General features: G+C 40.4%; 8 protein-coding genes. 3 read left to right on the top strand and 5 right to left on the bottom strand.

Annotated elements, in window-relative coordinates; translation table 11 throughout:
* Positions 1 to 299: 299 nt before the first annotated feature.
* Positions 300 to 851, bottom strand: coding sequence for a DUF7738 domain-containing protein (locus ACYVM0_RS01460; RefSeq protein WP_460551374.1), 552 nt, complete (start codon positions 849 to 851; stop codon positions 300 to 302).
* 262 nt (positions 852 to 1,113) lie between these two features.
* Between ACYVM0_RS01460 and dnaE the strand changes: the two genes are divergently transcribed.
* Positions 1,114 to 4,734 carry a DNA polymerase III subunit alpha gene (gene dnaE / locus ACYVM0_RS01455; protein ID WP_460551371.1) on the top strand — a complete coding sequence of 1,207 codons (3,621 nt, stop codon included), beginning with the start codon at positions 1,114 to 1,116 and terminating at the stop codon, positions 4,732 to 4,734.
* A gap of 176 nt (positions 4,735 to 4,910) precedes the next feature.
* The gene (gene trxA / locus ACYVM0_RS01450) at positions 4,911 to 5,228 is read left to right on the top strand and encodes a thioredoxin (RefSeq protein WP_430989065.1); all 318 of its coding nucleotides are present in this window, start codon (positions 4,911 to 4,913) and stop codon (positions 5,226 to 5,228) included.
* A gap of 206 nt (positions 5,229 to 5,434) precedes the next feature.
* Here the strand turns inward: trxA and ACYVM0_RS01445 are convergent, their stop codons facing one another.
* Both ACYVM0_RS01445 and ACYVM0_RS01440 read right to left on the bottom strand, forming a co-directional pair.
* A complete protein-coding gene (locus tag ACYVM0_RS01445; protein WP_460551367.1) occupies positions 5,435 to 6,691 on the bottom strand; it encodes a nucleoside permease in 1,257 nt (418 codons plus the stop codon).
* 58 nt (positions 6,692 to 6,749) lie between these two features.
* Positions 6,750 to 7,658 (bottom strand): energy transducer TonB, encoded by a 909-nt coding sequence (locus tag ACYVM0_RS01440; protein ID WP_460551364.1) that lies wholly within the window; start codon positions 7,656 to 7,658, stop codon positions 6,750 to 6,752.
* 102 nt (positions 7,659 to 7,760) lie between these two features.
* Between ACYVM0_RS01440 and mqnE the strand changes: the two genes are divergently transcribed.
* On the top strand, positions 7,761 to 8,930 hold the full coding sequence (gene mqnE, locus ACYVM0_RS01435) for an aminofutalosine synthase MqnE (RefSeq protein ID WP_460551361.1): 1,170 nt from the start codon (positions 7,761 to 7,763) through the stop codon (positions 8,928 to 8,930).
* A 344-nt stretch (positions 8,931 to 9,274) separates the two neighbouring features.
* On the opposite strand, the gene ACYVM0_RS01430 is transcribed toward mqnE, so the two are convergent.
* Together ACYVM0_RS01430 and ACYVM0_RS01425 are read right to left on the bottom strand one after the other, a co-directional pair.
* Positions 9,275 to 10,303 carry a PorP/SprF family type IX secretion system membrane protein gene (locus ACYVM0_RS01430; RefSeq protein WP_460551358.1) on the bottom strand — a complete coding sequence of 343 codons (1,029 nt, stop codon included), beginning with the start codon at positions 10,301 to 10,303 and terminating at the stop codon, positions 9,275 to 9,277.
* A gap of 11 nt (positions 10,304 to 10,314) precedes the next feature.
* On the bottom strand, positions 10,315 to 16,977 hold the full coding sequence (locus tag ACYVM0_RS01425; protein WP_460551355.1) for a PKD domain-containing protein: 6,663 nt from the start codon (positions 16,975 to 16,977) through the stop codon (positions 10,315 to 10,317).
* Positions 16,978 to 17,316 lie beyond the last annotated feature (339 nt).

Below are 17,316 nucleotides of genomic sequence, written 5' to 3'. Positions count from 1 at the left end.
TCTTTGGTCGTCTGATTCTTCTTTAATTACGCTGTTTATCTAATCCGATCTTTAAACCTTGTCCTACAAACTAATTAATAAATAAATTTTTTCTCTAATGCTTTGCAAAGGTACATCCCATTACCGGGATATACAAGCTTTTCAGGCATTTTTATCGATTTTAATTAGTTAACGTATTGACAGTAAAATAATTGTAGTGCTTCTCCTTTTTAACAAATCGGGCTGTAACTATGCTGTATACTGCAATTGCAGCCGCCAATAATGTACTTGCTGTTACGCTACCTGCCTCTGCAAGGGTGTTACTTATTGCCTTTATCAACGCCAATGCTCATCTTTTGCAAAATCGTTTCCGCATCATTATACTTAAAATAAATATAAATACCCTTATAGGCCAGGCGGAAATTATGTGGCATATAGCTTTCTGAAGGCGTATAATCTTTTAGTTTTTCCCTAAGTGTCTTCCAATCGAGATTGCTTGTTATTTTCACTTTTTCAACCTGTATTTTTCCTGCATAGAAGCCCCGGGGTGTTACGGCATTGGTATCGCCGGCAGATATGTAAAACTGCACTTCCGACAATGTTCCCGATGGCAGTTTATCATCATTTTTTTCAAACAGCACGATGCCGAAATTATCATAAGTGTAAGTGGTATTATAGCCCGGTCTTTTGCGTTCCGGAATACCCAGTACAACACTTGCCACATCTTTACGCCAGCCATCACTTATTACCGCTTTATCAATGGTGAATTTGCCGTCTTTTATTATTACCGATATCTTATCTGCCGCAGGTTGCTGGGCAAATAAAGTAGTAGTGGTAAAAAGAAAAAGTATAGCACTAAGTAATTGTTTCATAATATGTTTATTTGAAATCAAAAATAATCTTTACAACAACCCCTGAAATACCCACCAGTTGGTATATTCTCAAAACAAGTACCTGCTGTGGAAAAAAACAACATTCGTCAGCAGCTATAATGAACGATATTTGCAATACCCCCTGAAGGGTCCTTAGTCTGTGAATTACAATATCAATAGTCGTATTTCAAAGACCGGGTGTATAAAAAACAAAAAGCTTTTACATCATCTTAATTTAAAAGTCCTTTTAGGGATTTAGGGCATGAAATTTTCTCACTTACACGTACACACACAATTTTCTTTACTGGATGGCGCTGCCTCTATTAAGAACCTGTATAAAAAAGCCATTGCAGATGGTATGCCTGCATTGGCCATCAGCGATCATGGTAATATGTTTGGCGCTTTTGAATTTGTAAAAGAAGCACATAACCATAAAAATGCGGATGGCTCACTTAAAGTAAAGCCGGTTGTAGGTTGTGAATTTTACATTACCACCGACAGGCACCGCAAAACATTCAGCAAAGAAGAAAAAGATCCGCGGCACCACCAGATACTGTTGGCCAAAAATGAACAGGGGTATAAAAATTTAGTCAAGCTTACCTCTCTGGGATATATTGAAGGCATGTATTCCAAATATCCGCGTATTGATAAGGAACTCATTCATAAATACCACGAAGGATTAATTGCTACTACCTGTTGCCTGGGAGCATTGGTACCGCAAACCATTTTAAAACATGGCGAAGAGGAAGGCGAGAACGAATTTAAATGGTGGCTGAATATTTTTCAGCAGGATTATTATATTGAGTTGCAACGCCACGGCATTCCCGACCAGGAAAAAGTAAATGCCATTTTATTAAAGTTTGCAAAAAAATACAACGTAAAAGTTATTGCCAGTAACGATAGCCATTATGTTGACCAGAGCGATTTTAATGCCCATGATATTTTATTGTGCATCAACACCGGCGAAAAGCAGGCCACTCCTGCCAACCGTGAATTCAGTGATGATGATGTATCCATAAAAAATAAACGTTTTGGTTTTCCTAACGACCAGTTTTATTTGAAGAACACTGCAGAGATGATAAAAGTGTTTGAAGATCTGCCGGAAGCGATTGACAACACCAATGAAGTAGTTGATAAAATTGATGTACTTAATTTAAAGAAAGAAATATTACTGCCTTTTTTTGAAGTGCCGGCCAACTACAAATCGCAGGATGATTATTTAGAACATTTAACCTGGAGCGGCGCAAAAGAACGCTACAAAATTCTTACTCCAGAAAGTGAAGAGCGTTTGCAGTTTGAATTGGGTGTTATCAGGAAGATGGGCTTTGCCGGTTACTTTTTAATTGTAAGTGATTTTATTAAACACGGCCGGGATATTGGCGTGTTCATTGGCCCGGGCCGTGGCTCTGCAGCAGGCAGTGCAGTGGCGTATTGCATTGGCATCACTAATATTGATCCGATAAAATACAATTTACTGTTCGAAAGGTTTTTGAACCCGGAGCGTAAGAGCATGCCCGATATTGACACGGATTTTGATGATGACGGAAGGCAAAAAGTAATTGATTATGTAGTGCAGAAATATGGTAAGAACCAGGTAGCCCAGATCATCACTTATGGTACCATGGCAGCAAAAAGTAGTATTGCCGATGTGTCCAGGGTAATGGATCTTCCTTTGCCGGAAAGCCGCATTCTTACCAAATTAATTCCGGAACGGCCGGGTATTAATTTAAAAAGATTATTGCATGCGCCATTCACCATCAAGGAAGCAAAAGCAGGAGAAAAATCTTTGGAAGAAAAAGAAGCCCTGCAACCTGATGACCTGGATAATGTAAAACAATTAAGGGCAATTTATGCCGGCAACGATCTGCGGAGCACCATTCTTCACGAAGCAGAAATTTTAGAAGGCTCTGTTCGCAATACAGGTATTCATGCATCAGCCATCATCATTGCACCTAAGGACCTTACTGAATTATTACCTGTTGCCACTTCAAAAGAATCTGAATTATGGTTAACACAGATTGAGGGTAACTCTATTGAAGAAGCCGGTGTAATTAAGATGGACTTTTTGGGATTAAGAACCCTGAGTATTCTTAAAACAGCACTGTCGCTGATCAAACAGAACCACGGCGTTGCTATCGATATTGATTATATTCCCCTGGATGATGAAAAAGCTTATGCTCTTTATCAAAGAGGCGATACCAACGGTACCTTCCAGTTTGAAAGTGCCGGTATGCAGAAATACCTGCGTGAACTGAAACCGGATAAATTTGATGACCTGATTGCGATGAACGCATTGTACCGTCCCGGCCCGATGAGTTATATTCCTGATTACATCGATCGTAAGCATGGCAAAAAGCAGGTGGAGTATGATCTGCCTGATATGGAAGAACACCTGAAAGAAACCTATGGTATTACGGTGTACCAGGAACAGGTAATGTTATTATCGCAAAAACTAGCCGGCTTTAGTAAAGGGGATGCGGACGTATTGCGTAAAGCGATGGGTAAAAAACAGATTGCGGTGCTGGATAAAATGAAAGCGCAGTTTATTGCCGGGGCTACCGCCAAGGGACACCCTGAAGATAAATTAAATAAAATATGGACGGATTGGGAAGCCTTTGCCCAGTACGCTTTCAATAAATCGCATAGTACCTGTTATGCATTTGTGGCTTATCAAACGGCTTATTTAAAAGCCCACTACCCCAGTGAATATATGGCGGCAGTACTGAATCATGCAGGCAGTATTGAAAAGATCACTTTCTTTATGGAAGAATGCAAGCGCATGGGGTTAACGGTTCTGGGGCCTGATATTAATGAAAGCCAGAATGGTTTTGCAGTAAATAAAAAAGGCGAGATACGCTTTGGTTTCAGCGGCTTAAAAGGTGTGGGCGAAAAAGCAATTGAAGATATTATTATTGAAAGAGATAAGCATGGTGCTTTCAAAAGTATTTTTGACCTGGCCAAAAGATGTAACAGTAAATCGGTAAACAAAAAATCAATGGAAAGCTTAGCTTACAGCGGCGCTTTTGATTGCTTTACAGATGTGATACGTGCACAATATTTTTATGCCGCACCAGGTGATGTTAGTGGCCTGGAAAAGATAGTTAAGTTTGGTAACGTTTTTCAATCGCAGGCAGCCAGCACCAGCAATACTTTGTTTGGTGATTTGGCAATGCCGGAAATTATGCCGCCCAAATTATCCGTTTGCGAACCCTGGCCATTGGTACAGCAACTGGATTATGAAAAAGAAGTTACCGGAATGTACATCAGCGGACATCCTTTGGATAATTACAAATTTGAATTAAAACATTATAATATCACTTCGCTGGCTGATTACGTAGAATTTAAAAATTCAGTAAACAGTAATCCTAATCCTGCAAAACAATTTCGTGTGGCAGGTTTGGTAATTGATGCGGCACACCGGCTTACCAAAACCGGTAAAAATTTTGGTATCCTGACTATTGAAGACTTTAGTGGTAAAGCAGAGTTTATGCTGTGGAGCGAAGATTATGTAAAGTACCAGAACTATTTAGAAAAAGGAATGATCGTTTTGGTAGAAGGCGGTTTTAAACAACGCTACAACAGCAACGAATATCAATTTGCATTAAGTAAGATTCATTTGCTGGAAACGGTAAAAACAGCCCTTACCAAACAGGTGATCATTGACGTACAGCCGCAATTTGTAAATGCCGATTTTATCAATTTTATCGATCAGAATATTAAGGCTAACCCGGGTAAAACTTCTATCAAATTCAATGTAAAGGATTTACGTAATAATCATAAAGTGGGTATGTACAGTTTAGAAAAAGGCTTTACCATGAACGACGAGATGGCGGTATTCCTGAATGATAATATAGATGTGGAAGTGAGCGTGGTGACGGCCTAAATGGCCTACAGCAATTACGATGGCCTGAAGCCGTCATGACATCTGTAATTGCCGCAGTGGCATAATTTCCCCTTCAAATTGGCACATTAACACTATGTGGATATGTCATAACAGCACATTAACAGGATTGGACTTAAATTTGTCCTCTCTCTATAAAATTTAAACAAAAATATATTATGGCACACGAATTCACAGATGCAAACTTTAAGACAGACGTTTTAGACAGCGATAAATTAACCGTTATTGATTTTTGGGCAGAATGGTGCGGTCCTTGCCGTGCAATAGGCCCGGTAATTGAAGAATTATCAAAAGAATACGAAGGCAAGGTTAATATTGGTAAAGTAAATGTGGACCACAATCCCCAGGTTTCTATGAACTACGGTATCACCAGCATTCCTGCAATACTTTTTGTAAAAGGCGGACAGGTGGTTGATAAATTAGTTGGCGCACAACCAAAAGCAAACTTTGTAAAAAAGATAGAAGCGTTGAAGTAATTTACTACAGCTTTAAAATTAAAGCCCTCGCATTTTTGTGAGGGCTTTGTTATACATTGAAACTATAGTTTCGATTATTGTGCCGAAATAAAATTTCAGCGTACTAATACCACTAAAATTAAATTCTGTAAAAAATCAGAACCTATAAAATAATTGCTCAGCATTGTTGTAATAAAAATCCCTTCAAAAGTTGAAGGGATTTTATTTTAATGCGTTACGTTTTGTATTTCCTGCGGATTGTGTTTGTGTTTAAATAAAACTAAAAACAAAACACCGACTATTAATGCATAAGCACCGAAAGCTAACCATATGTGATACCAGTCTTTGGTACTGTCAGCAGCTGTAAAATATTTTTGAATGATGAACCCACTTACAGAACTTCCCAATACTGCACCTACCCCATTCGTCATCATCATAAAAAGCCCCTGTGCACTGGCTCTTATTTTGGGGTCGCTCTGTGTTTCTACAAAAAGAGAACCGGAGATATTGAAAAAATCAAACGCCATACCATATACGATGCATGATAAAACGATCATCCAGAGTCCATTGCCCGGATTACCATAGGCAAAAAGCCCAAACCTGAGTACCCAGGCAAACATACTAAACAACATTACCTGCTTAATACCAAATCTTCTTAAGAAAAACGGTATAGCAAGAATGAATAACGTTTCTGATATCTGAGAGATGGACATGATAATAGCAGGGTACTTAACAGCTATTGCATCTTTGTAAGCAGGCACATTGGCAAAGTCGTGTAAAAAAGTATCCCCGTATGCATTAGTTAATTGTAATGCGGCTCCTAATAACATCGAAAAAATAAAAAACATCGCCATTTTTTTATTTTTAAACAGGGTGAAAGAAGTGAGGCCCATCGCATCAACAAAAGATTGATTTTGCTTGCCGGTAAGTTGCGGCGGACATTTAGGAAGGGTAAAAGAATATATTCCTAAAAACAACGATGCTGCTGAAGCCACATAAAACTGGCTGGCAGAGGTTTCAAACCCCAGCAGGCTTACCACCCAGAGTGCTGCAATAAAACCAATTGTACCCCACACCCTGATCGGTGGATAATCTTTCACTACATCTTTTTCATTATTTTTAAGCGAAGTATAGGCTACTGCAATTGCCAATGCAATGGTAGGCATATAAAAAATCATGTTGAGTAATATTACCCAAAAGAAAGTGGTGGGATCAGCTACCATTGGCAATGTAAAAAGAACCACCGCACCACAAATATGGCAGATACCATATAATTTCTCTGCATTAATAAATTTGTCTGCAATGATGCCCATTATTGATGGCATAAAAAGAGAAGCAATACCCATTGTAGAAAAGATAACTCCAAATTTATCTCCTGCCCAATGCTTATTCTGGAACCAGTAAGCCCCAATTGTTATTAGCCAGGAACCCCAGACAAAGAATTGCAAAAAATTCATCACCGTAAGACGAAACTTAATACTCATGCCTATTTTAGTTTAGACTTGGAAGATATACATTTATTCAGTAAAAAATGGCAGAAAATTATCTTCCGTTGTCCACTAAAAAAGTGAGCGGTTGTCTCCGGTAGGCATTCACAAACCGGCCATATTGTTTTGCAGGAATCCATTTGGGTGATTTTTTCATGATCCTGATAGCTTCATTTTCGATACCATAACCGGGACTGGTTTCAGTTACAATATCAGCAAGTGTTCCGTCTTTTGTAACCCTGAATTTTACAACTACAGTATACATTCCGTTTGGTGCCCCGTGGTCTGATGGCACATCTCCATGAAGATTCTTTTTTAGAAACTCATTCCATGCCTGTGGCCCGCCGGGAAAAGAAGCTTCTATCTCTTCCCTGCTGAAAACAGAATCTGATTTTATAAACGTGCCTGTGTTATCATACTTTTTCAATACCCCTTTTTGTCCTGTAAATACAACTTCGCTGGAAGGATTGCCATTATTAAAAAAATATAATTGCGTATAGGTATTGGCAAGGCTGTCTGTAAATGTATACAACGTTCTTGCTTTTTCTTTACCGTAATATTCAAATTTCGCAAACCTGATCCTTATGTCCTTGTCATAAATAATTGAATCCGTCTTTAATCCTTTATCGTTCCATTGCTGCCAAAGCCCTTGCCAAAGCCCGTTATCATAATTGCCCTCTTTTTCTAAAACGGCATTACTATAATAAGACCGGAATAAACCCTGCGGTACATTTAAAGTGGAATCGGTATAATGTACCGTCATTAGTAAAAGACCTGTTTGATTAACAAAATAATCTAATTTAAAAAGTCCTTCATCCTTATAGCCTTTTCCGGTAATTATGGCTTCGGCCAGCTTACAGGAATTTAAATCTTTATCGAAATAATAAATGTACTTGTACTGTGCAAAACCTGTTGAGCTAAAAAAGAAACTAATAAAGCAAAAAATAAACAGTTTATGTGTCACACGAAAAAATCAGGTTAATAATGGGTAGAATATCTTTCCGGGTGAAGATAAAAAATAATGTTACAACTTCTATTATCGTCGTAAATTTGCAAAAACATTCCAATGAGTACTTCAATAGATATTTTAATCAATTCCACTACAGATAAAGCTTTACAAAGCATTGCACAAAAAGTAAAAGACGGCGTGCGGATCACCGATGCGGAATGCCTGGTGCTTTTTGAAAAAGGCAGCCTTGCTTTTGTGGGAGCCCTGGCCAATTTCATCAGGGAAAAACTGCACGGCGATAAAACCTATTTCAACCGCAACTTTCACATTGAACCTACCAATGTATGTGTATTCAGTTGCAAATTCTGCAGCTATAGCCGCTTGTACGCACACAAGGAAGAGGGCTGGGAACTCAGCATCGACCAGATGCTGGACATCGTGAAAACCTACGATGGCAAACCTATTACCGAAGTGCATATTGTAGGTGGCGTACACCCTAAAATGAATATGGATTATTTTATTGAGCTGATGCAAAAGATAAAAGCCCATCGTCCGGAACTGCATGTAAAAGCATTTACCGCCGTTGAACTGGATTACATGTTCCGCAAAGCCAAACTTTCCACCGCCGAGGGCATGAAGAAATTGCATGACGCAGGACTGGATAGCTTACCTGGTGGCGGTGCAGAAATCTTTCATCCCGAAATAAGAGAACAGATATGTGCTGATAAAGTGAATGCTGATGGCTGGCTGGCTATTCATGAAGAAGCGCATAAATTAGGTATGCATAGTAACGCCACTATGCTATATGGCCATATTGAAAAATACGAACACCGCATTGACCACATGAGGAGACTGCGTGAATTGCAGGATAAAACCAAAGGTTTTAATACTTTTATTCCTTTAAAGTTCCGTAACCACGATAATGATATGAGCCACGTACCGGAAAGTACTATTACAGAAGATATGAGGCTATATGCAATTGCCAGGATCTATTTAGACAATTTTCCTCACCTTAAAGCTTACTGGCCAATGCTGGGCAGGCAGAATGCACAATTGAGTTTAAGCTTTGGGGTAAATGATATTGATGGTACCATCGACGACAGCACAAAAATTTACAGCATGGCCGGCAGTGAAGAACAAACACCCAGGATGAGTACAGCCGAATTGGTTACACTGATAAAACAGGTTAAAAGACAACCTGTGGAAAGAGATACGCTGTATAATGTGGTGAAAGATTTCAGCAATGTAGTTTTTACTGAAACTGAAAGTATAGCGCATTTAAATTAATGCACCGATCATTTCCATTAAAGGAAGATGATCACAACATGAGTGTGAACATGTTTAAAATTTGATAAATAAAATGGTGATCAGTGTAAAAATTACAATAAATAAAACAACACAGGCAATCACTAAAAATGAAATGGTTCTCATATAGTTGGATTTTCCTTTTATTAGCCAAAAACCATACCAACAGCGGGTTTTGTTGATAACAATACTTTGTATTTGTCAACAATTTTCACAAAAAAATGGCGTTAATTCCGGCTATTAATAATCTCGCCAGGCAATTAGCTTACCCGGCAATTGTTATGCTTATGAACGATGAATCTTATGGCTGCTTAGTTTTTTTATATTTAAAAAAACAAAGGGCACTTTACTTTATTGGCTGAAGTATTATACTTATTGTTAAACGCTTTGTAAGAGAGCGTAACTTCAAATGCCCCCCTGTATTGTGATGCTGACTTTAATTTACTGGAGTTTACATCATAAGACATTCCTAAACTGTAATCATAATAATCCAGTTTTACTACCGGCATAAATGCATCTTTCCAGCGATAAAACAAACCGCCCGAAACGCTTATTTTCTGTTCTTCGTCATACTGAACCAGGTCGTGGTTAAGCATAAGACCACCCTGCCCCTGCCTTGCACCACCCTGCATAAAATAATCCAGGTACATGATCAACCGGTTCTCATCACTTAAAGGTGCTGCAAAGCCACCATTAACCACCCATTTTTTATTCAGTATAATATCATTTTGTTTTTGAAAAGCCACTTTAGGTTCTGTAAAATGAAAGAGGCCAACACCAATATAATACCTTGTATTCTCCCCTGCCACACTGCTGAAACAAAGCCCTGCAGTTCCATCCCAATAAGTAAGCTTGGTATTGCTGAAGGTTTGTTTGGTTGGATTGGCAGTGCTGTAAGAACCGTTCACATACTGGTCATCAAAAGTTAACCGGGAAGGATCGAAACGTTGCATTACCGGCCCGCCCATTATACCGGCAGACAGGTAGGTATTTTTATCCCCCAATGATTTGTGATAGTTAAATACAGGAAAAACCTGTGTGCGGCTTAATTTTGAATCACCTGCAATATCGTTGGATAATTGTAATCCGTAAGTAAAAAAGTCGTTTGAGTTTTCTCCGATGGGTTTCTTGAATTCAGCCCCAAGGCCAAACGTTCTGTAAGGCACGGTTACACTCTGCCATTGATTTCTGTATGCCGATGTTATCCTGATATCTCCCGAAAAAATTCCGGCCAATGACGGATTTCTAAGCAGGGGCAGATCGTAAAACTGTGAAAAATTTATATCCTGTGCGCCGGCAAACTTAGCCAGCAGCGTAACTACCAACAGCAGGAATATTTTTTTAGCGGGCTTCATAGGTTATATAATTATTTTAGTATGGTAATATTTCCTTTATACGTGTAAGGTATACCGTTATCACAGAATATTTCTGCGGTATATACAAACACATCTGGTGTTGCCGGCACTCCCCTCACCTTTCCATCCCACCCGTATTTTGGATCATTAGGATAGAAATTTGCTTTTTCAAATACCAGTTCGCCCCAGCGGTTAAATATCCTGAACGATTTTACGGTAATACCACTTCCTCTTACCATCAGGATATCATTCAATCCATCATTATCCGGGGTAAAGGCATTAGGAATATACACCTGTGCACTTTTACAAATAGAATTGATAAAGATGGTATCAGCAGCAATACAACCGAAAGTATTGGTGACCTGAACGGTATAGAAAGAATTGTTCCTCACTATGGTAGAAGGCGAAGGACAATCACTGCAACTTAACTCTGATGCCGGTGTCCATTCCCATTTAATGATAGGCCCGTTTTGCGTAACACCGTTAAGCGTTAAATGTGTACCGGTTGCTAAAGTTCTGTCTGGGCCAATATTTACTTTTGGCTTAGGCCCCACCGTTATTAAAACATAACCAGTATCGGCAAAGCAATTATGACCGTCAAAACCTATCACCTGGTAACGTATGGTGGCAGAAGGTTTGGCAGATGGATTAGCTGTATTCAGTCCGCTTAAATTAGTTGGCGGCGACCAGATGTAGCTGTTGGCATTTGACGCCAGCATGCTGGTACTTTCACCGATACATAAAGTATCATCGGGTGAAACTTTCATCTTAAATGGTTTGATCACATTTAATACTACCGAATCATAGGCAACGCAACCAAAAGAACTGGTTCCTTTTACCTTGTACACGATGGAATCAACCGGTTTGGCAACCGGGTTAGCACAGGTGGAACAAGTAAGATGATCTACCGGGGTCCAGGTGTATTGAGCAGCGCCGGTAGCATTTAACTGCACTGTTTTGCCCAGGCAAACAACAGCGTCTGTAGTGGCATCAACCGCTGGTGTTGGATTAATGGTAATAGTAAATGTTTTTGCTGTACCCGGGCAATTTGAAGATGCCGGCACTACGGTAATGGTTGCGGTAATGGGCAGAGCCGTATTATTAACTGCGGTAAAAGAAGCAATGTTTCCGGCACCAGTAGCTGGTATACCGATCAAAGGATTATTATTTGTCCAGTTATACACTGCACCTGCAACGTTACCGGTAAAGTTGATAGCATTTATTGTGGCACCGTTACATACCGCCTGGTTAGCTGGTTGTGCAACATTTGGTGTAGGGTTAGCCGTTATGGTAAATGTTTTTACCGGTGCAGCACAACCATTGGCATTCCCTTTTACTGTAATAGTAGCTGTGGCAACCGAAGCTCCGTTACTTGAAGCCTGGAATGAAGGAATGTTTCCTGTTCCGCTTGCTGCAAGGCCAATTAAAGGATAAGTATTAGTCCAGGTATAAACTGTTCCGGCAACAGATCCTGTAAAGTTCACAGGTGTTGTAAAATTGCCGTTACATAAATCCTGGTCGGCAGGTTTTACAATATCAGGCATCGGATTAACAACAATAGTAAATGTTTTTGGAGCACCCGGGCAACCATTAAATGTTGGTATTACAGTAATGGTAGCTGTATTTACAGTTGCGCCATTGCTGCTTGCCGCAAATGAAGGAATATTCCCTGTACCACTTGCTGCCAAACCTATAGAAGGATTATTATTGGTCCAGTTATAAACTGCACCGCTCACTGCTCCCGTAAAGTTTATGGCCGCAGTAGTACTGTTATCACACAATGCCTGGTTTGCCGGTTGCACAACATCAGGTGTAGGGTTAACTGTTATATTGAATGTTTTTGACGGTGCTGCGCAGCCATTGCCGGATGCTGTTACTGTGATAGTGGCAGTAGCTGTGGTACTACCATTACTTAAAGCCTGGAACGAGGCTATATTTCCTGTACCGTTTGCAGCAAGACCAATTATTGTATTGTTATTGGTCCAGCTGTACAAGGTACCTGCCACCGGGCCGGTAAAGTTTATGGGTGTGGTAAAGTTGCCGCTGCATAATGCCTGGTCTGCCGGTTGCACTACGTCTGGCATTGGGTTCACGGTGATGGTAAATGTTTTTGGTGTACCGGCACATCCGTTGAACATTGGTGTTACTGTAATAGTTGCAGTATTGATTGTTGCGCCATTACTGCTTGCAGTAAACGAAGGAATATTACCTGTACCACTTGCCGCCAAACCTATTGAAGTATTACTATTGGTCCAGCTATAAGTAGCGCCTGTTACTGCACCGGTAAAATTAATTGCTGCAGTGTTGCTGTTATCACACAAAGACTGATCTGTTGGCTGTACAACATCCGGTGTGGGATTAACAGTTATGCTGAATGTTTTTGATGGAGCAGCACAACCATTGGCTGAAGCTGTTACAGTAATAGTAGCTGTAGCAGCGGATGCACCATTACTTAAAGCCTGGAACGATGCTATATTTCCTGTACCACTTGCGGCTAAACCAATTACGGTATTCGTATTTGTCCATGCATATACTGTTCCTGCAACAGGCCCGGTAAAGTTTATGGGTGCGGTAAAGTTGCCACTACACAATGCCTGGTCTGCAGGTTGTACCACATCCGGCATTGGCTTAACAATAATAGTAAATGTTTTAGGTGTGCCGGGGCAGCCATTAAACATCGGTGTTACTGTAATAGTTGCTGTATTGATTGTTGCTCCGTTACTGCTTGCAGTAAAGGATGGAATATTACCGATACCGCTTGCAGCTAAGCCAATTGAAGTATTGTTATTCGTCCAGCTGTAGGTAGCTCCCGTTACTGCACCGGCAAAATTAATTGCCGTGGTATTGCTGTTATCGCATAGTGTTTGATCGGCGGGTTGAACAACATCCGGTGTTGGATTAACTGTAATTACAAATGATTTAGGAGGTGCCGAACACCCCCCCGTTGATGGCGTTACTGTAATGGTAGCTACAGCAACATTAGCTCCATTGCTTGAAGCAGCAAAGGATGCAATATTACCTGTACCGTTGGCAGCTAAACCAATGATGGTGTTGGTATTTGTCCATGAATATAAAGTTCCGGCAACCGGCCCGCTAAAGTTAATTGCTGATGTAAAATTACCACTGCACAATTGCTGATTGGCAGGTTGTACCACATCAGGCATTGGGTTAACAGTTATTGTAAACGTTTTTGGCGTACCCGGACAACCATTGAACGTGGGTGTTACAGTGATAGTTGCCATATTAGTTGCAGCGCCATTACTGCTTGCAGTAAACGATGGAATATTTCCTGTGCCGCTTGCTACCAGGCCAATTGAAGGGTTATTATTCGTCCAGTTATATACTGTGCCATTTACAACACCACTGAAAGTAATAGGAGTTGTATTGCTGTTATCACATAAAGCCTGGTCTGCCGGTTGAACTACGTTTGGTGTTGGTTCTACAGTAATAACGAATGTTTTAGATGGTGCTGCGCAACCATTGATGGATGCAGTTACGGTAATAGTGGCGTTGGCTACGGCATTACCATTAGCTGCTGCCTGGAATGAAGCAATATTACCCGTACCATTTGCTGCCAGGCCTATTATGGGGGCAGTATTGGTCCAGCTATAGAGTGTTCCGGCAACAGGGCCGGTAAAGTTGATTGCAGATGTAAAATTACCGCTGCACAATTGCTGATCTGCAGGTTGTGCTACATCGGGCATTGGATTAACAGTGATCGTAAATATTTTAGCCGCACCCGGGCAACCATTAACCATTGGTGTAACGGTAATAGTAGCGGTGTTTACAGTTGCCCCATTACTGTTTCCAATAAACGAAGGTATATTTCCAGCCCCGCTTGCAGCCAGGCCAATGGTTGTGTTGTTATTCGTCCACTGATAAGTTGTGCCGGCAACAGTGCCGCTGAAAGTTATTGCTGCGGTAGCGCTGTTATTACAAAGTGTCTGATCGGCAGGTTGTGCCACATTTGGCGTTGGGTGAACTGTGATTAGAAATGTTTTAAACGGTCCAGGGCAGCCATTGGCTGTTGGTGTTACCCTGATAGTAGCATTGGCTACAGAGTTTCCATTGCTTGAAGCCATGAATGATGCAATATTACCTGTGCCGCTTGCTGCAAGGCCAATTAAAGGATAGGTATTGGTCCAGTTATAAATTGTACCCGGAACAGCTCCGGAAAAATTAATTGCCGCAGCAAAATCACCATTACACAACACCTGGTTAGGTGGTTGCACCACATCAGGTGTGGGATGAATAGTGATAGTGTGCACAGCCGTATCAGCACAGCCATTTACTGTTGCGGTAATTAGTTGCAAAGTATACGTACCTGCTGTGGTAAAATTAATAGTGATATTGGCAGATGATCCGGTTACACCATTAGAACATGTCCAATGATAAAAACTGATGGCATCAACTGATTGCACCGCACTGGTAAAAGTAACCGGTACCGATTGGCATTCAGCAGTATCACCAACAATAGATACAACCGGCATATCATTTACCTTTACGTAAATTGGTTTTACAACATTGTCATTACAACCACTTGCCCCTGCAATAGATAAACTTACGTTATAGGTGCCGGTAGTAGTATAGGTATGACTTACATTAACCCCACTACCTGTAGTACCATCACCAAAATCCCATATACGTGATGTTATACCAAAATAAGAATGGGAGGTATCGCTGAAATTAAGTGTCGTACTGCCACAGACTTTTACCTGGTTACTGATAAAGCCAGGATCAAGTATTTCTATCCTGATAGTATCGGTAATAGGAACCGGTGTCTGGCAGCCACCTGTGGAATGTATAATAAGAGATGGAATATAGATACCTGCAGTAAGGTAAGTATGTGATACCGTATCCTGTGTGGTATGCAAAATTGTACCATCACCAAAATTCCAGAATAAACTATCTGCATTACTGGTGATAGCATTAAACTGCACTGTTTGACTGCCGCAAAGATTGCCCCCGTTAAAAGAAAAACTTCCGGCTGGTTGTACTACAGATACCAGTTTCATCACACTGCCAATGCATCCGCCCGGCAATACCACATTTAGTTTTACAATATAACTTCCCGGCAATGCATAAGTATGGGTTACCGTGTCTCCGGTACCGGTAGTACCATCGCCAAAATCCCATATTGCCGAAGTTGACGGCACATCACGATTGTAAAAAGTAAACGTATGTGGGGCACAAAGTCCTAATGTATCCGACAGATCAAAATGTGCTTTAAACTCCCCCGTAATTTTTACAGGTATGGTATCCAGGCAACCAAAATTGTTGAAAGGAACCATCTCCAGCCAGATAGTGGTGTTGATGGTTGGCCCCGGGTTCAATACCGCATTCTGGCCGGTTGCCAGTAAGGTAGTGAAAGCAGAATCCCACCAATTATAAAACTGAAAACCGGGAGGAGCAGTTAAATGAGTGATATGAGGCGGCGCACAATCGTAGTCCATTTCAATTGATTGTCCGCATGGTTTTTCCACATCAATATAAGAATAGCCCCAATGGCCCCTTCTTACACAATCCGCATTTTTAAACTCCAGGTACATAGTTTTACCGGCGTAACCACGAAGGCTTAAAAAAACGGTTGACCATGGTTTATAAATAACACCCGTATCTACCGTAGAACGTGTAAAACCAGGAAGATTTGCTGTAGACACATATTCAAAGGAAGCACAGTCTACATAGGAATTGGCAGCAGAGTCAAATACATTTACCTGGAACCTTGGTTGAGACCACAGCGTATGGCCGGGATCTTCAAACACTACCGCATAATCGTATTTAATAGAAAAATTAGAATCGTTAGCCGGAACCCTTATCACATAAGTAGCTCCTTCTGCTTCTGCTCCAATTTGCGTATTGCCCAGCCTTAACGCAAAATTGCTCCCGTCGGGAGGATTAGTGGGAAACAAACCGTAAGGGTCAATGGCTGATGGCGTAACCCTGTTATAAAGCGTATGCCGGTTAGGTGTTGGCGGCGACGGATTCAGTGTGATCACATTAGTATTACCAACAGAATCCACATGGCCTAAATAACATTGCCAGTTAAAAAATGAGCCATATTCAAAATCGATATTTTCAGGACAGACAGTGATAGCACTGGTTAAAGAATTTAAAGAAGGGTGATAAGGCACTGCGTTAGTAATAGCAGTATTACTTTGCTCTTTATTGAATGTAATTTCTCCATTAACATTTATTGTACCATACCTTCCGTTCTTTTCAATTTTTGCAATACCATTTTTGTAACCGTAAAAAACCGTGATATCAAGTGCTTTCATCACCTGTGCTTTGGTATTGATAAGCCACCATCTTTTATTGCCGAATACGCCGGTTATATTCTCTGTAAAATCATACACAATATCATACATAAAAGGTATGATCACTTTTCCCGATTCATCAATGAATCCCCATTTATTATTTTTTTGCACTGCTGCAAGATGGTTATTGAAATTTCTTGCTCCATCAAATTCAAGTGGATTGATAAGACTGCCTGCTTTATTAATAAAAGAGAATTTATTGTTTTTTAACACCCGGGCAAAACCATTTACAAATGGTTCCTGCTCGTCCCATGTGAGTTTTTGGGATGCCTGTACTTTAACGGAAGACGACTCCTGTGCGGAGATGTTTAAATTTAAAGCAATCAGTAAGACGGATAAAAGTACATATTTACTCATAGGCTTTGGCTTCTAATTAAAATTAATTTTGATGCCGGTTAAGAGGATTTTAAAAGGTAAGTTGATAACGTAGCAGCGGTTTTTTTATTTTAAAACAGGGAATATTTTTGTAAAAACTCCGTGAAATTGTGTTGTATGCGCCTGAATCAGCGTAAAATTACCTGCTCTTATATTGCTGAACTGGTGGGAATAAGATGACCGCTATTTTAAGAAAAGCAATATAAAACCTGCTAAACTGGATGAGTACGTTTAATGGTATACTACAGCTTTTACTCCCCGATTTACTGAAATTGCACCTGGTTGCACCTTGTATTGCAAGGTAAAAATTCAGGTAGAAAT

The organism is Ferruginibacter profundus (assembly GCF_054783275.1).
This window is presented reverse-complemented; position numbering and strand designations above follow the sequence as displayed.